The sequence below is a fragment of the Dokdonella sp. GW821-FHT11D02 genome, assembly GCF_058808595.1.
Map to the genome: position 1 here is coordinate 610098 of NZ_CM179520.1, position 25830 is coordinate 635927.

Annotated in this window: 20 protein-coding genes; 13 read left to right on the forward strand and 7 right to left on the reverse strand. The window is 67.1% G+C overall.

What is annotated here, in order from left to right:
- The gene (locus tag AC3QL3_RS02525) at positions 1-963 is read right to left on the reverse strand and encodes a hypothetical protein (RefSeq protein ID WP_492896694.1); all 963 of its coding nucleotides are present in this window, start codon (positions 961-963) and stop codon (positions 1-3) included.
- Between the two features lie 110 nt (positions 964-1073).
- On the opposite strand from AC3QL3_RS02525, the gene AC3QL3_RS02530 reads away from it, so the two are divergent.
- Positions 1074-1991: a patatin-like phospholipase family protein gene (locus tag AC3QL3_RS02530; protein ID WP_492896695.1), complete on the forward strand. Its 918-nt coding sequence runs from the start codon at positions 1074-1076 to the stop codon at positions 1989-1991.
- Between the two features lie 175 nt (positions 1992-2166).
- Here the strand turns inward: AC3QL3_RS02530 and rho are convergent, their stop codons facing one another.
- Entirely contained in the window at positions 2167-3831 is a 1665-nt protein-coding gene (gene rho / locus AC3QL3_RS02535; RefSeq protein WP_492896696.1) for a transcription termination factor Rho, read from the reverse strand.
- A gap of 220 nt (positions 3832-4051) precedes the next feature.
- Positions 4052-4381, reverse strand: a complete 330-nt coding sequence (gene trxA / locus AC3QL3_RS02540) for a thioredoxin TrxA (protein WP_492896697.1) — start codon at positions 4379-4381, stop codon at positions 4052-4054.
- A 294-nt stretch (positions 4382-4675) separates the two neighbouring features.
- Here trxA and rhlB point away from each other — a divergent pair, with 294 nt between their 5' ends.
- The gene (gene rhlB, locus AC3QL3_RS02545) at positions 4676-6412 is read left to right on the forward strand and encodes an ATP-dependent RNA helicase RhlB (protein ID WP_492896698.1); all 1737 of its coding nucleotides are present in this window, start codon (positions 4676-4678) and stop codon (positions 6410-6412) included.
- A gap of 55 nt (positions 6413-6467) precedes the next feature.
- Here rhlB and AC3QL3_RS02550 read toward each other — a convergent pair whose 3' ends face one another.
- The 4 genes from AC3QL3_RS02550 to AC3QL3_RS02565 all read right to left on the reverse strand — a co-directional run bounded on the left by AC3QL3_RS02550 (position 6468) and on the right by AC3QL3_RS02565 (position 13550).
- A complete protein-coding gene (locus AC3QL3_RS02550) occupies positions 6468-8951 on the reverse strand; it encodes a serine/threonine-protein kinase (RefSeq protein WP_492896699.1) in 2484 nt (827 codons plus the stop codon).
- A gap of 34 nt (positions 8952-8985) precedes the next feature.
- Complete coding sequence (locus AC3QL3_RS02555; protein WP_492896700.1) at positions 8986-9576, reverse strand: ECF-type sigma factor; 591 nt, start codon at positions 9574-9576, stop codon at positions 8986-8988.
- A gap of 93 nt (positions 9577-9669) precedes the next feature.
- Positions 9670-11307, reverse strand: coding sequence for a hypothetical protein (locus tag AC3QL3_RS02560; protein WP_492896701.1), 1638 nt, complete (start codon positions 11305-11307; stop codon positions 9670-9672).
- Positions 11308-11501: 194 nt separating this feature from the next.
- A complete protein-coding gene (locus AC3QL3_RS02565; RefSeq protein ID WP_492896702.1) occupies positions 11502-13550 on the reverse strand; it encodes a zinc metalloprotease in 2049 nt (682 codons plus the stop codon).
- Positions 13551-13899: 349 nt separating this feature from the next.
- On the opposite strand from AC3QL3_RS02565, the gene AC3QL3_RS02570 reads away from it, so the two are divergent.
- Genes AC3QL3_RS02570 through ung form a run of 11 tightly spaced genes read left to right on the forward strand, consistent with a single transcriptional unit; the run spans position 13900 to position 25819 of the window.
- Positions 13900-14805, forward strand: coding sequence for a type II secretion system protein N (locus AC3QL3_RS02570; protein ID WP_492896703.1), 906 nt, complete (start codon positions 13900-13902; stop codon positions 14803-14805).
- Positions 14806-14834: 29 nt separating this feature from the next.
- The gene (gene gspD / locus AC3QL3_RS02575; RefSeq protein WP_492896704.1) at positions 14835-16913 is read left to right on the forward strand and encodes a type II secretion system secretin GspD; all 2079 of its coding nucleotides are present in this window, start codon (positions 14835-14837) and stop codon (positions 16911-16913) included.
- Positions 16910-18406 (forward strand): type II secretion system ATPase GspE, encoded by a 1497-nt coding sequence (gene gspE / locus AC3QL3_RS02580; RefSeq protein WP_492896705.1) that lies wholly within the window; start codon positions 16910-16912, stop codon positions 18404-18406. Before gspD ends, gspE begins: the two co-directional genes overlap by 4 nt.
- Positions 18403-19131, forward strand: coding sequence for an alpha/beta fold hydrolase (locus AC3QL3_RS02585; RefSeq protein ID WP_492896706.1), 729 nt, complete (start codon positions 18403-18405; stop codon positions 19129-19131). The genes gspE and AC3QL3_RS02585 overlap by 4 nt, the downstream gene beginning before the upstream one ends.
- A gap of 58 nt (positions 19132-19189) precedes the next feature.
- Entirely contained in the window at positions 19190-19396 is a 207-nt protein-coding gene (locus AC3QL3_RS02590; protein ID WP_492896707.1) for a PIN domain-containing protein, read from the forward strand.
- Positions 19396-20607 carry a type II secretion system inner membrane protein GspF gene (gspF, locus tag AC3QL3_RS02595; RefSeq protein WP_492896708.1) on the forward strand — a complete coding sequence of 404 codons (1212 nt, stop codon included), beginning with the start codon at positions 19396-19398 and terminating at the stop codon, positions 20605-20607. The genes AC3QL3_RS02590 and gspF overlap by 1 nt, the downstream gene beginning before the upstream one ends.
- A complete protein-coding gene (gene asnB / locus AC3QL3_RS02600; RefSeq protein WP_492896709.1) occupies positions 20608-22539 on the forward strand; it encodes an asparagine synthase (glutamine-hydrolyzing) in 1932 nt (643 codons plus the stop codon).
- Between the two features lie 31 nt (positions 22540-22570).
- On the forward strand, positions 22571-23263 hold the full coding sequence (ftsE, locus tag AC3QL3_RS02605; protein ID WP_492896710.1) for a cell division ATP-binding protein FtsE: 693 nt from the start codon (positions 22571-22573) through the stop codon (positions 23261-23263).
- Positions 23260-24264 carry a permease-like cell division protein FtsX gene (gene ftsX / locus AC3QL3_RS02610; protein WP_492896711.1) on the forward strand — a complete coding sequence of 335 codons (1005 nt, stop codon included), beginning with the start codon at positions 23260-23262 and terminating at the stop codon, positions 24262-24264. The genes ftsE and ftsX overlap by 4 nt, the downstream gene beginning before the upstream one ends.
- Positions 24261-25115 carry a response regulator gene (locus AC3QL3_RS02615; protein ID WP_492896712.1) on the forward strand — a complete coding sequence of 285 codons (855 nt, stop codon included), beginning with the start codon at positions 24261-24263 and terminating at the stop codon, positions 25113-25115. Before ftsX ends, AC3QL3_RS02615 begins: the two co-directional genes overlap by 4 nt.
- Positions 25112-25819, forward strand: coding sequence for a uracil-DNA glycosylase (gene ung / locus AC3QL3_RS02620; protein WP_492896713.1), 708 nt, complete (start codon positions 25112-25114; stop codon positions 25817-25819). Before AC3QL3_RS02615 ends, ung begins: the two co-directional genes overlap by 4 nt.
- The last annotated feature ends 11 nt before the right edge of the window (positions 25820-25830 follow it).

Consider the following 25830-nt stretch of genomic DNA (forward strand, 5'->3'; position numbering starts at 1 on the left):
TCAGGCGGCGGCCGGCGTCGATGCGGGCGCCGCGCCGCGTGCTTTCTGCGCCAGCTCGCGAAATTTGGTCGAGGTCGATTCGAGCTTTTCGCTCCACTCCGGGCTCGGCGTCTGGCCCTGCGTGACCTTGTCGTAGATCTGCAGCAGGGCGACCGTCGCGAACGGGTCGATCAGCGCCGCCTTCAGGCTCAGCGCCGCGATCACCGCGATCGCGAACGTCCATACGCCGGCGGCGTGCGGATAAAACCGCAGCGCCGCCGCGGTGGGGCCGATCACGAGCAGGAACAGCACCAGGGTCAGGCCCCAAATGACGAAGGTCAGGAACGCGGCGTTCTTCAGCACGCTGCGATAGTTCTGCGCGTACAGCACCATGCTGTCGCGCGCGGTCGCCCACGGATTGGCGGTCGGCCGGCGCAGGATCTGCGCGAGGATGACCTGATCGAGATGGCTGAGCGAGGTGTTGATCACCGCATCGACGAGCTTGACCAGCGAATCGAGCCCCGGAATCGGCAGCCACGAGGCGATGCTCACGGTCAGGCGGTTGAACACGCGCAGGATGCCGCGGATCAGTTGGTTCAAGCCGAACAGCATCGAGGAGGTGGCGAAGTGCTGCCGGACCACGCCGTTGGCGTAGTCGATCTGGCCCTTGCCGCGCGGAATCTCGCGGCCGTCCATCAGCTCGACGAGCACGGCGATGTGTCCGGCCTTGACCAGGTACAACACATATTCGCGCGCCCAATAAAGAACGCCGCTGACGACGACGAAGCCGGCCAAGCCGCCCCAGAACGCCCCTGCGCCGCCGTTGTTGCCGACCTTACCCAACAACAAGCCCAATCCGCCGCCGATACCGGTCACGACGACGTAGGTGACGGCAATGCCGAGATAGACGCACAGACGCAGCGCGAGGAACGGCAGCGTGCGCGCGAGCAGGGAGAAAATCTTTCCGGTGCGAAAGTCGAACATGGCGGCTCCGACGAAGACCCGAGTGGTGGCATCCACGAGCGCCGATTTTTCATCGGCGCACGTCGATGCGGCATGATATTGGCCGTGGCTACGACGAACGGCGCGCGCGCATGACATCCCCTCTTTCAGTTTCGCTGGTGCTCGGTTCGGGCGGCGCGCGCGGCTATGCACACATCGGCGTGATCGAGGAACTCGAGGCGCACGGTTATGCGATCCATTCGATCGCCGGCGCTTCGATGGGCGCGCTGGTGGGCGGCATCTACGCGGCCGGCAAGCTCGCCAGCTACGTCGACTGGGTGCGGCCGCTGCAGCGCTTCGACGTGCTGCGCCTGCTCGACTGGACCATCAGCGGCGGCGGCTTCATCAAGGGCGACCGCATCATCGGCGTGCTGCGCGATCTGGTCGGCGACACCAATATCGAAGACCTGCCGATCCCCTACACGGCGGTCGCGGTCGATCTGGAGCAGCAGCGCGAGGTGTGGTTCTCAAAAGGGCCGCTGTTCGACGCGATCCGCGCCTCGATCGCGATTCCGACCCTGATCCGCCCGTATCACCATCAAGGCCGCCTGCTGGTCGATGGCGGTCTACTGAATCCGCTGCCGGTCTCGCCGACCTTGCGCGATCTCACCGACGCGACCATCGCGGTCGACGTCAACTCGGCGCCCGAGCCCTTGCCCGGCAGCAGCGAGGCGGATGTCGGCGGCACGCCGGACATGGCGCAGGCGCCGGTGCCGCGCCGCCGTCATCGCATCGCCGAATTCATCCAAGCGCAGTTCGCCAAGCGCGCGCAGCACGGCACGGCCCACGAGCCGGGCGCGTTCGAACTGTTCGCGCGTTCGCTCGACATCGTGCAAGACACGATCACGCGGCTGAAGCTCGCGGCGCAACCGCCGGACCTCTTGATCACGATTCCGCGCAACGCCTGCGCCTTCTACGAATTCCACCGCGCCGAGGAGCTGATCGAACTCGGCCGGCTGCGCACGCGCGAGGCGCTGGCGCGCTGGTCGAAGCCGCCCTCCGGCGGTTGAGAACGAGCCATGGATGGCGAACCGGAAGCGCTCCATAGATGGATGCTTGCGTGCCGCCTTCTTTTGCGGGCAGATCAAATAGAGCGTTTTCGAGGCGCGCGACGGCGCATCGCCTGTTCCGAATGCCCGAAGACCGGCTTGCGCCGGTCTTCGGGGAGGAGCGCTGGGGCTGGGTTCAGCCGCCGCGCTTCATCGACGAGAAGAACTCGTCGTTGGTCTTGGTGTTCTTCATCTTGTCGAGCATGAATTCCATCGCGGCGAGCTCGTCCATCGGATGCAGCAGCTTGCGCAGGATCCAGATCTTCTGCAGCTGGTCCGGGTCGATCAGGAGTTCTTCGCGGCGCGTGCCGGAGCGGTTGATGTCGATCGACGGATAGACGCGCTTTTCGGAGATACGGCGGTTCAGGTGCACTTCCATGTTGCCGGTGCCCTTGAACTCTTCGTAGATCACTTCGTCCATCTTTGAGCCGGTGTCGATCAGCGCGGTCGCGATGATGGTCAGGCTGCCGCCTTCCTCGACGTTGCGCGCCGCGCCGAAGAAGCGCTTGGGGCGTTGCAGCGCGTTGGCGTCGACGCCGCCGGTCAGCACCTTGCCCGAACTTGGCACCACGGTGTTGTAGGCGCGCGCGAGGCGCGTGATCGAGTCGAGCAGGATGACCACGTCCTTCTTGTGTTCGACCAGGCGTTTGGCGCGCTCGATCACCATCTCGGCGACCTGCACGTGACGCACGGCCGGCTCGTCGAAGGTGGAAGCGACGATCTCGGCGCGCACGCCGCGCTGCATTTCGGTCACTTCCTCGGGACGTTCGTCGATCAACAGGATGATCAGGTGCGCATCCGGATGGTTGTGCACGATCGCCTGCGCGACGTTCTGCAGCATCATCGTCTTGCCGGCCTTCGGCTGGCTGACGATCAAGCCGCGCTGGCCGCGGCCGATCGGCGCGACCAGATCGAGGATGCGGCCGGTGATGTCTTCCGACGAGCCGTTGCCGCGCTCGAGGTGGAACGACTTGCGCGGGAACAGCGGGGTCAGGTTCTCGAACAGGACCTTGTTCTTCGACGCTTCCGGCGGCTCGCCGTTGATGTTGTCGACCTTGAGCAGGGCGAAATAGCGTTCGCCTTCCTTCGGCGGACGCACGCGGCCGGTGATGTAGTCGCCGGTGCGCAGGTTGAAGCGTCGGATCTGGCTCGGGCTGACGTAGATATCGTCCGGACCTGCGAGGTAGGAGGCATCGAAGCCGCGCAGGAAGCCGAAGCCGTCCTGCAGGATCTCCAGCACGCCTTCGCCGTAGATGCCGCCGCCGGCGCGCGCATGCGCCTTCAGGATCAGGAAGATGATGTCTTGCTTGCGCGCACGCGCGACACCTTCCTGCACGCCCAGGCTCTCGGCCAGGGTGAGCAGATCGGCGGCCGACTTGCGCTTGAGTTCGTTCAGGTCGATCAACGGGCCGTTGCCACCGCCATTGCGCTCGTCGTATTCCTCGTCGAGGTTGGGGTTGTTGTGGCCTTGCGGGTTGTTGCCGTGGCGGTTGCGCCGGTCGCGGCGGCCGCGACGGCCACCCTGACCTTGCGCGCCCTGGCCCTGACCCTGGTTGGGGTTGCCATTGCCGGAGCCCGGCTGCTGCCCGGGCGCTGCGGTATTGCCGTCCGCGCCCGCAGTGGGCGCCGACGACTCGCCGGCATCGGCGCTGGCTGGCGAATCGCCGGCCGGCGTTTCCTGCGGCGGTGCATTCTGTTGATTACGCGGCGCGCGCTGGCGCGGCTCGCGACGGCCTTCTGCACGGCCTTCTGTTACGGCGACGGGGCCGTTTTCGTTCGTTTCGTTTTCGGACACGGGCAATCCTCGCTGGGCGCCGTTGGTGAAGCTGGGGAGGGAAGATTCGGGGAGAAGCGGGCGAGGCGGCTCGCGGCCTCGGGCGCTCGAGAACTAACTTAGCACCGCCGTTGGCGGGCGTAAAGCGGTGGAGCCGGGATTGGGGATTGGGGATTCGGGATTGGGAGGAGCGAAAGCGGCAGCGGTGCGCGCTTCCAACGAATCCCTAGTCCCCAATCCCGGCTCCTCAGGCAATGGCCTTGTCGATCAGCTGCGCCAGGGCGGACTTGCTGACCGCGCCGATCTGGGTCGCCTGGACCTTGCCGTCGCGGAACACCATCAGGGTCGGAATGCCGCGGACGTTGTAAGTGCGCGGGGTCTTCTGGTTGTGGTCGACGTTGATCTTGGCGATCTTCAGCTTGCCCTGGTAGGTCGAGGCGAGATCGTCGAGCATCGGCGCGATCATCTTGCACGGACCACACCATTCGGCCCAAAAATCGACCAGGACCGGCTCGGAGGACTGCAGGACCTGCGCCTCGAACTGATCGTCGCTGATGTGTGAGATGAGTTCGCTCACGATAAATCTCCGAAATTAAAGGGATTGCCGACCGTCGCGCGCCAGAGGCGGGGTTCCGCTACAATCGCGTGGTTGGGCGGCACGGAAAGGGATGCGACGGGGCGCAAAACTGACGTCCCATTTGAGCCCAAACCCTGACCTGCTGCAAGTTGGGGATGCCGCCACGCATTGCAAGATCGACGCCGCGCCGCCATCTGGTGCCGGCCTCCCGCCGCACGGCGCGCCCCATCGCGCCGCGCCCGATGAAAAGCCCGGCAGACGCCGTGTGCTCTATCCCGCCTTACGAATCGAGTCATGTCCCAACATCCCCTCACCGATATCACCTTCGAAAGCTTCGACCTGCATCCGCGCATGTTGTCGGGCTTGAACGCCGCCGGTTTCACGCGCTGCACGCCGATCCAGGCGCTGACCTTGCCGATCGCGCTGACCGGCCGCGACGTCGCCGGTCAGGCGCAGACCGGCACCGGCAAGACCGGCGCCTTCCTGGTCGCCGTGCTGAACCGCCTGCTGACCCAGCCCGCCGTGGCCGATCGCAAGCTGACCGACCCGCGCGCGGTCATTCTGGCGCCGACGCGCGAGCTGGCGATCCAGATCGACAAAGACTTCCGCAACATCGGCCGCGACACCGGCCTGACCTCGGCGCTGATCTACGGCGGCGTCGACTACGAGAAGCAGCGCGACGCGCTCAAGGCCGGCAGCGACCTGATCATCGCCACGCCCGGCCGCCTGATCGACTACCTCAAGCAGCACGTGTTCTCCTTCAACGCGATTGAGGCGGTCGTGCTGGACGAAGCCGATCGCATGTTCGACCTCGGCTTCATCAAGGACATCCGTTTCCTGTTCCGCCGCATGCCGCCGCGCGAGCAGCGCCAGAGCATGCTGTTCTCGGCGACCTTGTCCCAGCGCGTGCTGGAACTCGCCTACGAGCACATGAACGAGGCGGAGAAACTCACCGTCGAGACCGACAACGTCACTGCCGACCGCGTGCGTCAGGTGGTTTATTTCCCGGCCAAGGAAGAAAAGCTGCCGTTGCTGATTGGCCTTCTTTCGGGCGTCGACGCGCATCGCAGCATGGTGTTCGTGAACACCAAGATCGCCGCCGAGAAGGTCACGCGCTCGCTCGAACGGCAAGGCTTCTCGGTCGCCACGCTGTCGGGCGACGTGCCGCAGGCCAAGCGCGAGCGCCTGCTCGCCAAGTTCCAGCGCGGTGAGATCGAGCTTCTGGTGGCGACCGACGTGGCCGCGCGCGGCCTGCACATTCCCGATGTCAGCCACGTCTTCAACTACGACCTGCCGCACGACGCCGAAGACTACGTGCATCGCATCGGCCGCACAGCGCGCCTGGGTGCCGAGGGCGATGCGATCAGCTTTGCCTGCGATCTGTACGCGATGGGCTTGCCCGATATCGAGTCCTACATCGGGCAGAAGATTCCGACCGCGTCGATCACGCCGGACTTGCTGGTCGCGCCGCCGCCGCGGCCGCGTGCACAGACGGCTCAGAGCCATGCCGCCGAAGACGAGGCTGCCGACGATGCGCGCAACACCGCCGGTCCGCCGCCGAAAGCGGGTCCTAGCCGCTCGCGCAGCGGCGAGAGCCGCGGTGGTGAGCGTGGTTCGCGTCGTGGTGGGCCCGGCGCCGGGCCGCGCTCTCGATCGCAGGGCGGTGAGTCGCGTCGTGCGCCGCCCGCCGCGGCTGCAGCCGCGCCGGTTGCGTCGACCGACAACGGCGCCGCATCGGCAACGCCGGCACCGATCGCGCTGAACCCTGACGGCACGCCGCGCAAGCGCCGCCGCCGCGGGGGGCGCGGCCGCAACAAGCGCAATGATGGCGAGGCGACGAATCTGAAGACGGCGTCGGGGAACGAGAGCGCGACGCCCGCACACAGCGCGGATCGCAAGCCGCGCCACGAGCACGCGCCGCGCAGCGAGCGCACCATGCCGACGCTGCCGCCAGGTCCCGTCGAAGCCAACAGCACGCCGCCCAAGCAAGGTTTCTTCCGTCGTCTGGTGCGGATGTTCACCGCGCGCTGAGCCCGCGTTTGCGGCGAGAAGTCGAGCCACACGATCCGATCGTCGAATCGGATCGTCACGGCGCTTCGATCTTCTCCCGCAGCGGCGCCATCAATCGAATATAGGCTTGCCCGCTTCTGCCGGCCGCGTCGAACAGAGCGACGGCCTGCGCGACGTCGGCGCGCGCTTCGGACCGCCGTCGTTCCGCCAGATGCACTTGGGCGCGCGCGCGATAGGTCGACGCGAGCAGGATCTTGTTGTTCGCGTAGCTCGTCAGCGCGATGTCGAGCGCGGCTTGCGCCAGCGGCGCGGCCTCGGCGCTGCGACCGAGCGCGGCATACAGCTCCGCCAGCGATACGCGCGTCGTCACCGCGAGCGGACTGCGCTCGCCGTTTTGTCCGATTGCGATGCGTAGGGCTTGCTCCAGATTCGGCAGCGCTTCGTCGTAGCGATCGAGCCGGGTCAGCACGACACCGAGGTTGTTCAGCGAGGCCGCGAGCTTGGGCGTTTCCCCATACAGCGCGCGCGTCACCTCGACCACGCGGCGATAGTCCTGCAGGCACTGCTGGTTGCGGCCCATCATCAGCGCCGCGTTGCCGCGGCTGTTGAGCGCGGCCATACCGCCGTCCGATTCCGCCTGGCTCAGTCGCTCGAACACGCCATAGCTTTCGTTGGCGCGCGCCTCGGCCTCCTCGTAGCGCCCTGCCTGGGTCAGCGCGTTCGACAAGGTATTGAAGAGGCTGCCGGTGGCGAAATCGTCGTCGCCCTTGAGCCGGCGGCGTTCGGCGATGGCTTCCTGCAGCGTTTGGATCGCCACATCCACCTTGCCTTCGGCGCGCTCGATCTTCGCCTGCGTCGACCGGCTTTCGTTGAGAATGTCGCGCTCCGTGTCCGACTCGCCGCTCCAATACGCTTGGGCCTGGTCGAGCAGCTCGCGTGCGCGCGCAGCGTGGCCACGCACGACTTCGACCTGGGCCAGGTTGTAGCGCGCATTCGCCTGCACCTTCGGATTCGCCTCGATCCCCGGCCATTGCAGCAGCCGCTCGAGCAGCGGTGTCGCGCCTTCGACGTCGCCGAGCTGGATGTACAAGTCGCTCAGCATCAGCGCGGTGGTCTGGCCGGCTTGCGGCTGATCTTTGAATCGGTCGAACAGCTTGTCGGCGCCGGACTGGAATACCTCGCGCACGTTCACTCGGGTCGCGTCTTTTTGCGCTGCTGCTTCGCGGAACATCAGCATCAGATATTCGCGCACCGCATCGGAGCGCTTCGCTTCGGCCAAAGCGGCGTCGCGCTGGATGCGCGTCTCGCGCGTCTGGAATGCCATGCCGATGAGTCCGGCGAGGACGGCGAGCGCGGCCAGCGCGGCGAAGCCGACGGCGACGCGGTTGCGTCCGATGAACTTGCGCGCGCGATAGCCGAACGCGTTGCCCGACACGCGCACCGGCGCGCCGGCGAGCCAGTGCGAAAGATCGTCGGCGAAGGCGCCGACGCCGGCGTAGCGGCGTTCGGGCTCCTTCGCCAAGGCCTTGTCGAGGATGCGCGAAAGGTCCCCGCGCACCGTCTTGCGGTAGCCGCCCAGACCGACGTTGCGCGCGGCCAGCCGTCGCGCGCTCGCCTCGCTTCCGTCGCGTGCGATCGCCTGCGTCAAGGTCTGCGGCGGCTGCTCGCGGATGATCCGCTCCGCGGCGGCGAGATCGTGGCGATCGATCCGATACGGCAGCACGCCGGCGATCAGCTCGTACAGAATCGCACCGAGCGCATAGACGTCGGTGGCGACGCCGGCTGCCTCGCCGCCGAATTGCTCCGGTGCGGCGTATTCGGGCGTCAGCAGGTCGCGCCGACCGATCGTGGTCAAGTTGGTGCTGGCGTCGTCGTCGCCGAGCAGCCGCGCGATACCGAAGTCGAGCAAGCGCACGCCGCCGGCAGCATCGACCAAGATGTTGCCGGGCTTGAGGTCGCGGTGCACGACCAGCTGCGCATGCGCGTACTGCACCGCCGCGCAGACCTCGAGGAAGCGCTCGACACGTGCGCGCAGGTCGAGCGCGTGCGCATCGCACCAGCGCGTGATCGGTTCGCCGCGGACGAATTCGAGTGCGAACCACGGGCGTCCGTCGGGCGCGACGCCGCCGTCGATGAACCGCGCGAGGCCGGGGTGCGACAAACGCGCCAGGATGCGCCGTTCGCGCAGGAAGCGCGCGCGGATGTCGTCGAAATCGAAGCCGCGGCGAATCAACTTGAGAGCGACTTCTTGCGCGAAGTCGGCACCTACGCGCTCGCCGCGATAGACCACGCCCATGCCGCCGCGACCGATCCGTTCGATCACGCGGAACACACCCAGTTGGGTACCGAGCAGCGCATCCGCGTCCGTCGCGGGCGTTTCGGCCGGCGCATCTTCGTCGGCGATTTCGCCCTCGGCGATGCCGTGCAGCAAGACGGCGACGCGTTCGCGCAGAGCAAGGTCGTCGCCGCAGCGTCGTGCCAGATAGCTGTCGCGTTGCTCGGGCTCGGTGTCGAGCGCGTCGCGCAGGATCTGCAGGGTCAGCTGTTCGCGTTCGTCCATTGCGGCTTCCCCTTCGTGCGACGTGCGCGGCGGCTCAGGTACGCACGTCGTCCGCGGCCGTGCCTTGCAGGCGCATGCGCAACCACTCGCGTGCGGCAACCCAGTCGCGCCGCGCGGTGCGTTCGGTCACGCCGAGCGCGGCCGCGACTTCGGTCACCTCGAGGCCGACGAAGTAGCGCAGCTCGACCACTTTGGCCATGCGCTCGTGCGCCGATTCGAGCTCGTCCAGAGCGCGATCCAGCGCGGCCAGGTCGGTGCCGTCGGGGATGGGCAGCTCCAAGGCCGCGGCGAAGTCGTCGCGCTGCCAGCGGCCGCCGCGCTTCTCGCTCTGCGCCTTGCGCGCGCGATCGACCAGCACTTGCCGCATCATGCGCGCCGAGGCGTTGAGCAGGTGCGCGCCGCTTTCGAACGCCGCCGGCGTGCGGCCGAGCAGGCGCAACAGCACTTCGTGCACCAGCGCGGTGGTCTGCAAGGTCGCGTGACCGGGCGTCGAGCGCAGCAGGCCGGCGGCGATGCGGCGCAGGTCGGCATAGACCAGCGGCAGCAGGCGATCGAGCGCCGCCGGCTCGCCTTCGCTCCAGCGCTGCAACAGCCGCGTGACGCTGTCGTTCCCCGCTTCCGCCATGGACGCAAGTTAACGCGTCCGGCGGCGAGCCGCCAAGCGGCCTCCCATATTTGCTGGCGACATCGCGCATGGACGCCACTGCGGGCGATCGGATCAATCGAAACCGTCGGCGAAAATCCGATCGCGGCTGACGCGGGCCGTTGCGAACATCAGCGTATGCCCGGTACTCGAATCGCGCGCATCGCCGGTCACGCTGAAGCTGCCGTCTCCATTGGCGACGATTCCGTAGAGTGCGCTGGAGGAAGTAAACGTGGCCCACGGCGGCTCGATCGGGCTGGCGAACCGCTGCAGCAGGCTGCCGCTGTCGGCATCGACGAGGAAAACGGCGGCGGAAGGGACGAAGTCGGGGCCGACTTCGGCGTCATCCTGTCCCGCGATCGCAAGCGTGGTGCCATTGCGGGCAATCGCGAACGGCGCCGCCGGCCCGTACACCGCGCAGGCTTGCGCATCGTTCGGATCGTTCCAGCCGCCGAACAGCAGCTTGCCGTTGCCCAAGAAGCCACCGAAGCTGGGGATGTAGTGGCCGTCCTGATCGAGCTTTCCGATGCCGGTGCCGGATGCGCAGGCCTGCGCGACGCTGACGACCGCGTAGATCTCGTCGCGGTAGGGCAGCGTCGGCGTGCCGAACCCGGTAGTGCGAACCGCGATGCCGCGGTTGCGATCTTCGCGTGTGCCGAGGTCGAACTGCACGAAGGCGAAGCCGCCGCCGCCGCTCGCGCCGGTGCCGGAGCCGAAATCGGTCTGCAGTTGACCGCTGTTGCTGAGCTTGATCACGGCGGCGTCCCAGTCGTTGCGGCCGCTCGGCAGGTCCGTGTACTGGCGGTCGGCGCCGATGTAGATCGGCCCGGTGTCGCCGAAGAAGCCGCGGAAGCCGCTCGCCACGCTGCGCGCGATGATCGGGCAGGCACCGGCGGTGGCGACGCTGGTCGAGCAACCGCCGCGGTCTTGGCGCAGGAAGATGTTGCTGGTGCCGAAGGTCGTATCGAACTGGAAGTTGTTCGCACCGCCGATGTCGTAGCGCACCACTTGGATGTAGTTGCCCGAGCCACCGTAGACGGTGCCGACGGCGATCATTCGATACGGCGCCGCGCCGACGATGTTGTTGCCGAACACGATCATCTCGGCGCCGTCTTCGTTGAACGGGCTGGTGAACAGATCGTAGTGGCCGACGAAACGGCCGCCTTCGCCGGCTGCGTCGGAGAAGATCAACATCTGCACGTCGCGGCTCTCGCCGTCGGGCGTGTGGTCGGCCATGACGTAGATGCGATCGCCGATCGTCTTGACGTCCTTGATCGCGGTGAAGCGCGGGGTGAGCTGCCCGGACGTATTGCCGCCCGGATAGATCAGGTATTGATTGCCGAAATTGCCGTAGGGGGACGGGAAGGTCCAGGCGACGCGTCGACCGGCGGCGTTGTAGCGCACCAGCCCGACGTGGAATTGGCCTTCGGGCGGGTCCGGCTGGTTGTAGGCCGGCACCAGGCCGACCACGACGACATCGCCATTGGACAGCCGCGCGATCTTGCGGCCGCGATAGTTGGCGCTGTTGGGTCCGGCGAAGCGATCGAGAAAGAACGCGCCGTCGTTGAAGCCGGCATCGAGGCTGTAGCCGCCGGCGGCCTGGATTCCCGCGGCGCTGGTCACGTCCGCTTCGGAAGGCTGCTGCGCGGCGGTGAAGCCGCCCGACAAGAATAAGGTGAGAGATACGGCGGCTCGAACGATTCGGTGACGCATGGCGTAATCCTCTGGCGTGGCCCGGCTTGCGGGCCGTTCGTTCGGGGATACGCAGAATTTCGAGCCCGGCGGACATCGGCAGAAACGAAAGCGCCACCGGCAGTGGTCAGCCGGTGGCGCGAGGTTCGTTCGAAACCGACGCCACGCAACGACGCGACGCCCGCTCGGGACGCCGCGCCGTAGCGATCTCCGCGCTACTCGAAGGCGTTGCGGAAGATGGTGTCGCTGGCAACGCGGCGATAGGCGAGAGTGAAGCTGCCTTGCGCGGCGAGGTCGTAGCCGCGAATGCTGATGGTGCGGGTGGTGGTAGAGCTGCTGGTGAATGCGATTCGCGAGGCGAGGCCGCAGTAGTCGTCGTTCGAAGTGACGCCGACCACTTCCATCACGGTGTCAAAGCTGGCGGAGCCGCCGCCGAGATCGCCGCACAAGGACAGCTCGTATTCGCCGCCGGCGACCACCGGCAGCAGCAGCTCCCACGAACCCAACGGACCGACCCGACCCACGCTCCAGGTGCGCCAGGACTCGATCGGATCCAGCGTCGCGGGAACGTTGCGGATCGTGGCGGTCAGGTTCGGCGAGGAGGCCGCGGTGTTGTTGGCGGGCACCTCGTCGCCGTTCAGGCGCAGATAGATCGAAGGGAAGTAGCGGCCGGTCGGCACGGTGTCGGGAATCGTCGTCGGATTGACGATCAGGCCACGCGTGCTCGAGGGATCGACCGTCATCGAATACGACGCAGTGCGCAGAAAGTAGTAGCTGTCCGTCCACGAACGCCAGTTCTGTGCCAGATAGATTTCCACCTGCGGATCGGTGAAGGCGAGGGTGCCCGGGTTCTCGACCTGGATGTTGCCGAGGGTCAGGTTCTGGCCGTGGTAGATCGTGGTCGAGGAGGGGAAAGCCGACGTATAGGTCGCGTGCATCGAGCTCGCGTTGTCGGTGGTCTGGTACAGGCTGATCAGGCCGTCCGTATTGATCGTGGCGCCGGGATAGGAAACGCGCGCCGCGTCGGTGTCGTCCTCGTGCAGGAACGGAGGACGGAATTGCTTGGGCGCGTAGTTCATCACCGAATCCCACCACACGTTTTCCGATTCCCACGGATGCGCCAAACCCCAGGCGTGACCGAGTTCGTGCAGCGTGCTCTGGTCGACGCCCCAGCAGGTGTCGTCGCCGTTCGCGCTCCTGGATTCGTCCAGCGTCCAGCAATAAGCGGGGTTGAGGGCGATGTCCGATTCCAAGATCACGCCCGAACCGTTCCAGCGCGACCAGGTGATCGCCAGCGTGGTGGCGCCCCAGCCTGCGCCGAACTGCGCGATCATGGTGGCGTTGTCGGGCCAGCCGACCATTTCGAAGCGGCCGTTGCCCCAGCTCCAGGTGCCGAGTTCCGCACCGCTGACGCGATTGAGATTGTTGGCTATGCCGTTCCAGGTCGACATCATGAATTGGTCGTGCGAGGCGACCCACCAGTCGTGCGGCCACTCGTCCCACACGATCGGACGGTTGGCGATCGCGAAGCGGTGCCAGTTGGGCGAGGTCGGCGCTTGCGCGAGTTGCGCTCCCGGCTGCGGATCGGCGACCGGTGCGGCCAAGGCGTCACGCAGCTCGGGGCCGAGCGGCGCGTCCTGTTGCAGCGGCGCGAAACTGCCGCTCGGGGCCGGCGCCGCGAACGGGGCGCGCAGCGGCACCGCCGTCTTGGACGGGTAGCTCACGCCGGCGGGCGCGCCGGCGCGGCGGAAACTCGGCGGGGCGTTGCCGCGCTTCTGCACGCGCGTGTCGATCTGGGCGATCAGCGTGTCGAGCGGAAGGCTCTGCTGGCCCGACAGCGCGCGCGCCACGTTGTCGTCGGCGACGCGATAAATGCCCTGGTCGCCGCCCATGAACGGGCAGAACACCTGGTTCGCTTGCGGATCGAGAAACGTCACGTAGCGCTCGCCGACGAACAGTTCAGGATTGGAACTGAGCTTGTGCGTTTCGCCGTCGAGAGTGCCGCCGGCCTGGGTCACCACGAACTCGGTATTGCCGACGCCGCCGTCGATCAGCACACGCTGAACGCGGAAGCGGTAGTCGGTGAGGATCAGATTGTGCTTGTCGTTCCAGCGTGGCTGCGCCGAGATCAAGGTGGCTTCCACGATGGAGGCGGAGCCGTCGACCAGTTCGTCGAGGGTGACCGGCACGTAGTGCTGCGCGAACGAGAGGCTGCTGTTTGCGGCAGCCGAGAGGGCCACCGCGAAGCCGAGCGCGAAGCGCAAGAATCGTTCGATGCGCCGGGTTCGATTCGCGGGCGGATGGTTTCGTCGAGCGGCGCGGTCGTGTCGCGGCGCAAGGGTCGAAGACTGGGCGGCGTCGCTCGCAAGCGAAGTCGGGTTGGATGCGTTCATGTTCGGATCTCCCCATTCCGATGCCGGCCGGATGGCCGGTTCGTAGTGGGTTACGCTAAAACGCAGGGGATTACGCCAAATCGCAGGATCGCCTTGTGGATCGTGGTGACGATCGGATTACCCGCCGTGCATCGCGACATCGTCGGGCTCGACTGCGTCACCCCGCACGCGGCCTGCGTTTGCTACCCTTGCGCGTCTTTTGCCGCAGGGGGCGTTGCGCATGGCGCGACGCGGGTTGGTCATCGATCGCAATCGCTACGCCGAAACGGCGGCCTGGGCCTGTTGCGCCGTGCTCGGCGTATTGGCGTTGTGGCTGCTAGTGCGGTTGGTCGGCCTGTTCCTGCCGAGCGGCGATGCGGCGGCGGCGGCGAGCGCCCAGCCGGTGTTGGCGGCGGGTGCGCCGACGCGATCGATCGCGAGCTGGCACTTGTTCGGCGAAACGCCGCGTCAGCCCGGCGCCGCTGGCGACAGCGCATCGACCTCGGGGCTGATCCTGCGCGGTACCGTCGCCGATGGCGATCCCAAGGCCGGCTTCGCGGTGGTCGCCGGTAACGACGGCAGCGAACGCGCGTTCCGCATCGGCGAAGAGGTCATCGCCGGCACTCGGCTCGCCGCGGTCTATCCCGATCGCATCGTGTTGTCGCGCGGCGGCACCGAGGAAACCTTGCGTCTGCCGCGCGAGCGCAATCTCGCGCCGGCCGACATCGTGCGCGCGCCGCCCGCCTCGGTCAGCAACCGCATGCCGCGCCTGGCTTCTTCCGCTGCCGCTGCGCCGGCGCCTGCCGCAGCGAGTTCCGCCCAGACGGTGAAGGTGCCCAACGACGCGCAGCAGACTCTCGCGCGCCTGCGCCAGAATCCGGACGAGCTGCTGCAGCGCGTGCAGATCGCGCCGGTGCTCGACGGCGGTCGCTTGACCGGCGTGCGCGTGGCGGCGGGTGCGGACGCGGCTCTGCTCAGCCAGTTCGGCTTGCGCCCCGGCGATGTCGTCACCTCGGTCAACGGCCAGGCGGTCGATTCGTTCGCGCGCGGTCAGCAGATTCTGGCGGGACTGGCCAGCGCGAGTTCGGCGCGCGTGACGGTACTGCGCGACGGCAAGCCGGTCGAACTCAGCGTCGGTTTGCAATGAACCCATTTCGTCACGAAGGATTTTTCGCAATGCGTCTTCTGCCGCTCGCCTTCGTTCTTCTCGCGGCGCTGCATGGAGCGGCCGGATTCGCGCAAGGCGCGCCCGAGGCGCAGCCCGGCCACGCGCGTACGAACGACGGTCGGCATACGCTGAACCTCAAGGACGCCGACATCCAGGCGCTGATCGCGACCGTCAGCGAAATCACCGGCAAGAACTTCATCGTCGCGCCGAACGTGCAAGGCAAGATCACCGTGGTGTCGGCGCAGCCGATGCGGCCGGATGAAATCTACGACGTGTTCCTGTCGGTGCTGCGCGTGCACGGATTCGCCGCGGTGCCGTCCGGCAGCATGATCAAGATCGTGCCGGAGGCGGCAGCGCAGGCAGACGGCAGCGCCGGCCTCGGCAGCACGCGGACCGCGGAATCGGCCGACGAGGTCGTCACCCAGATCATTCCGGTCAAGCACGTGCCGGCCACCGAACTGGTCGCCATCCTGCGGCCGCTGCTGCCGCAGGGCAGCCAGCTGATCGCGCACGCGACCTCCAATTCGCTGGTCGTTTCCGATCGCGGCAGCAACGTGCGCCGCCTGATCGACATCGTGCAGCGCATCGACACCGTGTCCGATGCGCAGGTCGAAGTGGTGCCGCTGCGCCATGCCAACGCGGCCGAACTCGCCCGCACGCTGACCTCGCTCGCCGACGACAAGACCGCACAGGCGAACGGCGAAAGCTCGCGCGTGTTCGCCGACACGCGTACCAATTCGATTCTGCTGGCCGGCTCCAAGACCGGTCGTCTGAAGCTGCGCGCGCTGATCGCGCATCTGGACACGCCGGTCACCGACGGCGGCGACACCCAGGTGGTGTATTTGCGCTACGCCAATGCGAAAGACCTGGTGCCGATCCTGCAGGGCGTCGCCGCGACGCTCAGCGGCAGCGCGCCGCCGACCGCGGCGAAGGCCGCCGAAAGCGCCGGCGGCACGCCGTCGCCGGCGACGATCCAGGCGCACGAGGAAACCAACTCGCTGATCATCAGCGCGCCGCCGGCGATTTTCCGTTCGCTCGCCGCGGTGGTGCGCCAACTCGACATCCGCCGCAGCCAGGTGCTGATCGAGGCGGTGATCGCCGAGGTCGCCGACCAGACCGCGAGCGAACTGGGCGTGCAGTGGCAGGTGGCCGGCGACAAGCACGTCATCGGCGGCACCAATTTCACCGGCAGCTCGCCCGGCAACAACATCCTCAATGCCGCGCGCAATCCGTTCGGCATCGGCAACGGGTTCAATCTCGGCTACGTCGCCGGCACCATCAACGGCCCGGACGGCAAGCCGATCGCCCAGCTCGGCGCGCTGATCACCGCGCTGCGCGCGGACGGCAAGTCCAACATCCTGTCCACGCCCTCGGTGCTGACCTTGGACAACCAGGAAGCGCAGATCAAGGTGGCGCAGGAAGTGCCGTTCCTGACCGGCCAGTACACGACCAACGCCTCCGGCACGGTCAACGGTGGCGGCACCACGCCGAGCAACGGCATCACCAACCCGTTCCAGACGATCGAGCGCAAGGACGTCGGCATCGTGCTGAAGGTCAAGCCGCAGATCAACGAGGGCGAAGCGGTGCGGCTGGACATCCATCAGGAAGTATCCAACTTGCTGCCGCCGGTGCAGGGCGCGGTCGATCTGGTCACCAACAAGCGCGAGTTGACCACCAGCGTGCTGGTGAAGGACGACGCCTTGCTCGTGCTCGGCGGCCTGATCGACAACCAGCTCAAGGACAACGTGCAGAAGGTGCCGGCGCTGGGCGACATTCCGCTGATCGGCAATCTGTTCCGCTACCGCACCAACGATCACCAGAAGCGCGATCTGATGGTGTTCTTGCATCCGAGGATCTTGCGCGACGAAGCGACCGAGGCGTCGGTGTCGAGCGAGAAATACAACTACATGCGCACCGAGCAGTTGCAGATGCGCCAGGAGGAATGGCCGATCACGCCGCGCACGCAGCGCCCGCTGCTGCCGGACGTGCACGACTTCCTCGAAAGTCCCTCGCTGGACGGCCAGCCCGGCACGGCGCAGCCGCCGGCGCGCCCGGCTCCGGCACGCTCCACTCCGCCGCGCCGATGAGCGATGCCGTCGCCGCGAAGCATCCGTCGCGTCCGAGTTTCGGCTTCGCGCGCCGCCACGGCGTGGCGCTGACCGGTTGGCACGGCGGCGTGGCGCAGATCGCTTGCCGCGCCGACGCGCGCGCCGAAGTGCTGGCCGAGCTGCGTCGTCATTTCGGTGCGCCGCTGGCGTTCACCGCGTTCGCGGCGCCGGAGTTCGAGCGCCTCTTGCGCGATCTGTACGAGCAGGGCGACGACGCGCGCACGATGGTGTCCGATCTGGACGAGCGGCTCGACCTCAAGGCCGTCGCCGACGAATTGCCCGAGCCGGAAGACCTGCTCGAGAGCGAGGACGATGCGCCGATCATCCGCCTGATCAACGCGCTGTTGACGGAAGCGGTGAAAGAGGGCGCGTCCGACATCCACATCGAGCCGTACGAGAATCGCCTGGTCGTGCGCTTCCGCATCGACGGTGTCTTGCGCGAAGTGCTGGCGCCGCAGAAGGCGATCGCCAGCGCCGTGGTCAGCCGCATCAAGGTCATGGCCAAGCTCGACATCGCCGAGCGGCGCCTGCCGCAAGACGGCCGCATCGGCTTGCGCATCGCCGGGCGGCCGGTCGACGTGCGCGTCTCGACCATTCCGGCCGGGCGCGGCGAACGCGTCGTGCTGCGCTTGCTCGACAAGCAGGCCGGCAAACTCGATCTGGCCCAGCTCGGCATGGACGAGGCCATGCGGCTGCGCCTGGAAGACTTGATCGCGCGCCCGCACGGCATTCTGTTGGTCACCGGGCCGACCGGCTCGGGCAAGTCGACCACGCTGTACGGCTCCTTGCTCAAACTCAACGACAGCTCGCGCAACATCATGACGGTCGAGGACCCGATCGAGTACTACCTCGACGGCGTAGGCCAGACCCAGGTCAATTCACGCGTCGACATGACGTTTGCGCGCGGCCTGCGCGCGATCCTGCGGCAGGACCCCGATGTCGTCATGGTCGGTGAAATCCGCGACCTCGAAACCGCCGAAGTCGCCGTGCAAGCTTCGCTGACCGGCCATCTGGTGCTGTCCACCTTGCACACCAATTCCGCCGTCGGCGCGGTCACGCGTCTGCGCGACATGGGCGTCGAGCCGTTCCTGTTGTCTTCGAGCCTGATCGGCGTGCTGGCGCAGCGCTTGGTGCGCGTGCTCGATCCCGCCACGCGCGAAGCGTATGCGGCGACGCCGGCGGAACTCGCCGCGTTCGGCCAGCCGGTCGATGCCGCCGTAACGCTGTACCGTCCGCGCAGTGGTCTCGCGGACGGCGGGCGTCACGCCGGCTACCGTGGCCGCACCGGTCTGTACGAGCTGGTTCCGGTCGACGACGCCATGCGCCGCCTGATTCACGAGGGCGCCTCCGAAGCCGAACTCGAGCGTCGGGCACGCACGCATTCGGCCTCGATCCTCGAGGACGGTTGGCGCAAATGCGTGGCCGGCGTCACCTCGACCGAAGAAGTGTTGCGTGTGACGCGAGAGGAGTGAGCGGCGCTCCTGACCCGCGGCGAGGCTGGAAGGGAAATGCGAGCCGGCTGCCGTGGATTCTGTTGCCGGGAATGGACGGCAGCGGGCAACTGTTCGAGGACTTCGTCCACCTCCGGCCGCAGATGGACTTGCGCGTCGTGCGCTATCCGTTCGATCCGAGTTGGCGCCTGGACGACTATGTGGCGCATGCACGAGCGGTCATTCGCGCGGCCGGTCCTTGCGTCGTCCTGGCCGAGTCCTTTTCCGGTGCGGTCGCGCTGCGGTTGGCGCGGCTGTGTGAGGAGATCGTCGGCATCGTGTGGGTGGCGAGCTTTCTGCGCTGCCCCAATCCCTTGTTGAAGCTCACACCGCTCGCAGCGATCGGCGAGGGCATGCAGCGACGAGTCACGTCGTTGGCGCTCATTCGCCTGCTGTGCCTCGATTTCCGGGTCGCTGATGTTCGCGTGCAGGCGGTTCAGCACGCGGTGCGGGCGCTGCCGGTCGAAGTGCTCCGCTCGCGTTTGCGTTTGTTGCGCGACCTCGACGAAGAAACAGCGCTGTCCGGCTTGGAAGTGCCGTGGCTGGCCCTGACCGCGAGTCGCGATCGCTTGCTCATGCCCGCGGCCTTTCCGTCGGCGCGAACAGGGACGGTAGTCAGCGTCGACGGCCCGCATTTTTTGCTGCAAGCGCAGCCGCAAGAGTGTTGGCAGCGCATCGACCGTTGGCTGGCCGAACTCGAAGACTGATCGGCTTGCTTTTCCGAGCCGAACGTCATACGTCTATGACACTCCGCGAGCCTCTGCCATGACGTCGACCGAACTTCGCATCAAAGCGTGCCTCGCCGGTGAGGACCTACGTCGCTGCCGCAGGCTGCAGAAGCGCGAAGGCTCGTCGCCGGTGACACTCGCCGACGAATTGGAGGAAGGTCGCATGCTTTCGATCGATCAGCGCGACTTCGGCGGCGATCACTGGAAGAATACGCATCCGTTCCGGAACGTGCCGTCGTACTGATGCCCGCCTTCGCCTACCAAGCGCTCGACGCGAGCGGCAAGACACAGCGCGGCGTGCTGCAGGGCGACACCGCCCGTGCGGTGCGCGGTTCCTTGCGCGAACGCGGCTTGAATCCGCTCAACGTCGAGGAGGTGCGCGAAGGCGCACAACGAACACGCAGCGCGTTCTCGCGACACGGGCTGAACGCAGTTCAGTTGGCCCTGCTCACGCGCCAGCTGGCGACGTTGATCGGCGCCGGTCTGCCGATCGACGAAGCGCTGGCGGCCCTGTCGGAACAGGCGGAGAACGAGCGTCAGCGCGGACTGACGATGAGCCTGCGCGCGCGCGTGATGGAAGGCGCCAGCCTGGCGCAGGCGCTCGGCGACTTCCCTGAAAGCTTTCCCGAAATTTTCCGCGCGACGGTCGCGGCCGGCGAGCAGTCCGGCCGGCTCGAATCGGTACTCGACAAGCTGGCCGACTACGCCGAAGCGCGCGATGCGCTGAAGCAGAAGATGCTCGCGGCTCTGGCCTATCCGCTGCTGCTGACCCTGGTCGCGGTCGCTGTGGTAACGGGCCTTTTGACCTGGGTCGTGCCGCAGATCGTCGGCGTATTTCAGAACCTGCATCAGACGCTGCCGTTGGCGACGCGAGCGCTGATTGCGCTGTCGGCTTTTCTGCGCGGCTGGGGCTGGCTGATCCTGCTCGTGCTGGTCGTCGCGATCGTCGCCGCGCGTGCCGCGCTGCGCAGCGACGCGATGCGCTATCGCTGGCACGAATTGCTGCTGCGCCTGCCCCTCGTCGGCCGGCTTACGCGCGCGGCGAACACCGCGCGTGCGACGCGCACCTTGGCACTGCTCGCGAGCAGTGCGGTGCCGCTGCTCGATGCGCTCGGCATCGCCGCGCAGGTGGTACCGAATCTGCCGTTGCGCGAAGCGCTCAGGCGCGCAGCGTTCAAGGTGCGCGAAGGCAGTGCGTTCTCGCGAGCCTTGGGCGAAAGCGGCCAGTTTCCGCCGGTCGCGCTGCGCTTGATCGCCAGCGGCGAACGTTCCGGCGAACTGCCGCGCATGCTGGAAGAGGCTGCGGCCCAGCAACAGCGCGAACTCGACCGCTGGCTGACGGCCCTGACCGCCGTGCTCGGACCTGCGGTCATTCTTGCGGTCGGCGCGATGGTGCTGTTCATCGTGCTCGCGATTCTGCTGCCGATCTTCAATCTGAATCAGATGGTGAAGTAGGTGTGCGGCATCGCGGGGTGCTGGGAGCCCGGAGCCGGTCGCGACGCGCCTGCGCTCGCGGCGTTGGCGCGGCGCATGGGGCAGGCCTTGCGCCATCGCGGGCCGGATGACGATGGCGTCTTCGTCGACGCCGGCACGGGTCTCGCGCTCGCACATCGGCGCCTGGCGATTCTCGACCTGAGCCCGCTCGGGCATCAGCCGATGCAGTCCGCCGACGAGCGTTACGTCATCGTATACAACGGTGAGATCTACAATTTTGAAGAGGTAGGGAAGGAGCTGACCGCTCGCGGCCATACGTTCCGCGGTCACTCCGATACCGAAGTGTTGCTCGCCGCGGTGGTCGAATGGGGCATCGAGGGTGCGCTCGCACGATGTGACGGCATGTTCGCGTTCGCGTTGTGGGATCGCGCCGAGCGGCACCTGTGGCTGGCGCGCGACCGTGTCGGCAAGAAGCCGCTGTACTACGGCCGCACGCCTCATGGGCTGGTGTTCGGCTCCGAGCTGAAAGCGCTGCTCGCTCATCCGCGCTTCGAGCCGCAGATCGACGCCGATGCGCTGACTTCGCTGCTGCGCCTGGACTACATTCCGGCGCCGCGCTCGATCTATCGCGACGTACGCAAGCTCGAGGCCGGCCGTTTGATCCGGTTCGACGAGAACGCGCTGCGCGGATCGGACTGGCCGCCGACGCAATCTTATTGGGATGCGCAAGCGCGCATTCGCAACGCGCTCGCGCATCCTTTCCAAGGCAACGAGGAAGACGCGCTGACGTACCTCGACGAGCGCCTGCGAGCGGCGGTGCGTTTGCGGCTGCACGCGGACGTACCGGTCGGCTTGTTTTTGTCCGGCGGCACCGATTCGTCCTTGGTCGCGGCGCTGGCGCAGCGCGAGAGCGCGCAGCCGGTCCAGAGCTTCACGATCGCGTTCACCGATCGCCACGACATCGACGGCGTTTATGCGCGCAAGATCGCCGCTCGGCTCGGTACCGCGCACACCGAGTTTCCGGTCGGCGGCGCCGATGCGCTCGCGCTGGTGCCCAAGCTTCCGGAAATCTACGACGAACCGTTCGCCGACGTATCGATGATTCCGAGCGTGCTGGTCGCCGCGTTGGCGCGCACGCAGGTCAAGGTCGCCTTGTCCGGCGACGGCGGCGACGAGCTCTTCTTCGGTTACTCGCGCTACCTGCGCGCACTGCGCAACTGGCGCTGGCACAAACGCCTGCCGCGGTTGCCGCGCCGTCTGCTCGGACGCTGGCTCGCGCGCGGCGATCTGGAGGCCGCGCGCACGGGCGGTCTGCGCACGCTCGGCATGGAGCTGGCAGCGGAGGACATCGACGGCATTTATCTCAACCGCATCAGCCGCTGGCGCGCGCCGTTGCGCGTCGTGCGCGGGGCGGAAGAACCCGCGACCGCCTACGTTTCCCATCCGCTCGCCGATGCGAACTTGTCCTCTGCCGGGCGCATGATGGCGCTGGATTTCCTGTGCTATTTGCCGGAGGACATCCTGGTCAAGCTCGACCGCAGCGGCATGTCGGTCGGCTTGGAGGCGCGGTCGCCGCTGCTCGATTCGCGCGTGGCCGAATTCGCTTGGTCGTTGCCGGACGCGCTGCGCGTGCGCGAGAGCGAACCCAAGCATTTGCTCAAGGCGTTGCTGCGGCGCTACCTGCCGGGCGAACTGGTCGATCGCCCGAAGGCCGGCTTCGGTGCGCCGGTCGGAGCCTGGCTGAGCGGACCGTTGCGCGAATGGGCCGACGACCTGCTGTCGGAAGAGCGGCTCCGTCGCGATAATCTGCTCGATGCGTCGTCGGTGTTGCGGCGCTGGAACGCGTTCAAGCGCGGCGAACGCAAATGGCATACGCACCTGTGGAGCATCGTGATGTTGCAGAGCTGGCTGACGTGGCAGCGGGACTTCCGCGCCGCACAGAGGAACGAATGATGCGCATTGGCGACGCCGAGGAATTCCGCGCGTGATTCGCTTCGAGCAGGTCGGCAAGCGCTATGCGTCGGGCCAGGACGCCTTGGTCGATCTCAGTTTCGAGATCGGCGCGGGCGAAATGGTGTTCGTGACCGGCCATTCCGGTGCCGGCAAGAGCACGTTGTTGAAGCTGATCGGGTTGGTCGAACGGCCTACGCGCGGCCGCGTCGTCGTCAATCACGCCGATCTCGCGCGGGTGCGCCGCGGCGGCATTGCGCACACGCGGCGCGGCATCGGCATGGTGTTCCAGGATCATCGTCTGCTGATGGACCGCACCGTATTCGACAACGTCGCGTTGCCGCTCTTGATCGCCGGTGTCGCACGCGAGGAGCTGGGCAAGCGCGTGCGCGCCGCGCTCGACAAGGTCGGCTTGTTGGCGAAGGAAAAAGCGGCGCCGGTGACGCTCTCGTCCGGCGAGCAACAACGCGTCGGCATCGCGCGCGCGATCGTGGCCAAGCCGCCGGTGATCATCGCCGACGAGCCGACCGGCAATCTCGATCCGCAGCTGTCGGCCGAGATCATGGGTCTGTTCGCCGAGTTCGGCCAGGTCGGCACGACCGTGCTGATCGCCAGCCACGACCTGATGTTGGTGCGGCGCCTGAGCAAGCGCGTGCTGGTGCTCGACCACGGCCGTTTGATCGACGATTTCAGGCCGCCTTCGAGCCGACCGGAGCAGAGCGCATGAGCCGGCAGGCCGAACGCAACGTGCGCCGTGCGCCGGCACCGAAATCCGCTGCGGAACCGCGGCGTGCGCGCGTGCCTTGGCGCGAGCGCCTGGGCGCTTGGCGCGACCAACATCTGTACAGCTTCTTCTCCAGCCTCGGCCGACTGGCGGCGCGGCCGTGGGCGAACGCGCTGACCGTGCTCGTGCTCGGTTTCGCGCTGGCGCTGCCGTTGTTGTTCTTCCTCGTATTCGACAACGCGCGCGACCTCTCGGGCGGCCTGCGCGAGGCGCGCGAGATTGCCGTGTTCCTCAAGCCCGCGATCGACACCAAGGGCGCCGATGCGCTCGCCGACGAGCTGCGTCGCCGCAACGACGTCGCCGAGGTGCTGATCCGCACGCCGGAGCAGGGACTGGCCGAGTTCCGCCAACTGTCGGGTTTCGGCGAGGCGCTCGACGCACTGAGTTCCAATCCGCTGCCGAGCGTCTTGGTGGTCACGCCGGGCGCGAAAACCGATCTCGACGCGCCACCGCTGCTGACGGATCTGAAGGCCGACGCGCGCGTCGATCTGGTGCAGTACGATGCCGCCTGGCGTCGTAAACTTTCCGACATTCTCCACTTTGGCGAACGTATCGTCGCAGTGATCGCGGCGCTGCTGGCGCTGGCGACTCTGCTGGTGATCGGCAATACCGTGCGCATGGACATCCAGGCTCGAAGCGCCGAAATCTCGGTGACGCAACTGATCGGCGCCAGCGATGGTTTCGTGCGCCGTCCTTTTCTGTACGCCGGTTTCTGGTACGGATTGCTGGGCGGAATGTGCGCGCTCGCGATCGTGGTCGCGATCGAACTGGCGCTGGCGTCACCGGCGCAGCGCCTGATCGAAAGCTACGGCGGTCGCTTCGCGCTGCACGGCGTCGGCGTGCTGGTCGCGCTGGCCGTGATCGCCGCCAGTGCGGTGCTCGGCTGGGTCGGCGCCTTCGTCGCGACGGCGCGCCATCTCTCCGCAGGACAGCCGCAAGCATGAGCGAATCGGTTCGGCTGACGCGACACATCAGCAGCGATGCGCCGCGCGTGCTCGTCGTCGACGGTTCGCGCGTCGCGCGTCAACTGATCGAGCGCGTGCTGAAGTCCGAGCTGCCCCAGGCGGTCGTGCTCGGTTGCGGCAGCGGCGCGGAAGCGCGTCGCATCTTGGATGCCGGTGTCGTCGATCTCGTCACCACGGCCTTGGGTCTGTCCGACATGGACGGACTCGAACTCGCGCGTCACGTTCGTGCCAGCGCGCTGCAGGCGTACATCCCGGTCGTGGTCGTGTCCGGCGACGTGCAGGAGCGTTTGGTCGCACGCAAGCTGTCCGATGAGGTCACCGACTACTTCGACAAGTCGCTCGGCTTCGAGGCACTGGCCGCCTTCATCCGCGGTTACGTGCGGCCGGCCGAAACGATCGGCGGCGAAGTCTTGTACGTCGAGGACAGCCGCGTGGTCGCGCTGGCGACGACGCGAATGCTGCAAAAAAGCGGATTCACGGTGACGCACGTGCTGAGCGTGGAAGCCGCACTCGAACGATTGCAGGCCTTGCGCGAAGTGGCGGGCACGCCCGCGGTCGATCTGGTCCTGACCGACGTGAACCTGAAAGGCGAATTGAGCGGCGGCGATCTGCTCGATCGCATCCGCGACGGCTTCGGCTACTCGAAAGGTGAGTTACCGGTGCTGGTGATGACCGGCGACGACAATCCGGCCAACCAGGCCGCGTTGTTGCGCGCCGGCGCGAACGATCTGGTGCACAAGCCGATCGAAGAGCGGCTGCTGGTGACCAAGCTACAGTTTCAGCTGCGCGTGTCGCGGCATCTGCGCGAACGAGTGCGGGGCACGCTATGAGCGAGGACAGGGTCAAGCTCGAAGCGTCGTGGAAGGCGCGTGTCGGCGCGTACTTCGAGCGGCCGGAAATGATCGCGCTGGCCGAGTACCTGCGCGAGCAGAAGCGCGCAGGCAAGACCATCTATCCGCCGGGGTCGAAAATCTTCGCTGCGCTCGACGCCACTCCGTTCGAAGCGGTCAAGGTCGTCATCCTCGGCCAAGATCCGTATCACGGTCCCGGGCAGGCGCACGGACTGTGCTTCTCGGTACCGCCGGGCACTGCGCCGCCGCCGTCGCTGGTGAACATCTTCTCCGAGCTGCAGCGCGAGCCGGGCATTCCACGGCCCGACCACGGCTGTCTGATTCCCTGGGCACGGCAAGGCGTGCTGTTGCTGAACTCGGTGCTGACGGTCGAGCACGGGCAGGCCGGCTCGCACGCCGGTAAGGGTTGGGAGGGCTTTACCGACGCGTGCATCGAGGCGCTCGATCGCGAGCGGGAAGGGTTGGTCTTTCTGCTCTGGGGTAGCTATGCGCAGCAAAAGGGCAAGCTGATCGACCTGCGTCGCCATCGGGTGCTGAAGGCACCGCACCCCTCGCCGCTGTCAGCACACCGGGGTTTCATCGGCTGCGGCCACTTCGCACGGGCGAACGAGTATCTGCGCAGCCAAGGCCTGGCCCCCATCGACTGGGCATTGCCGCCGCGCAGCGAGCTGCGCCTCGATTGAGGCGAATTCTG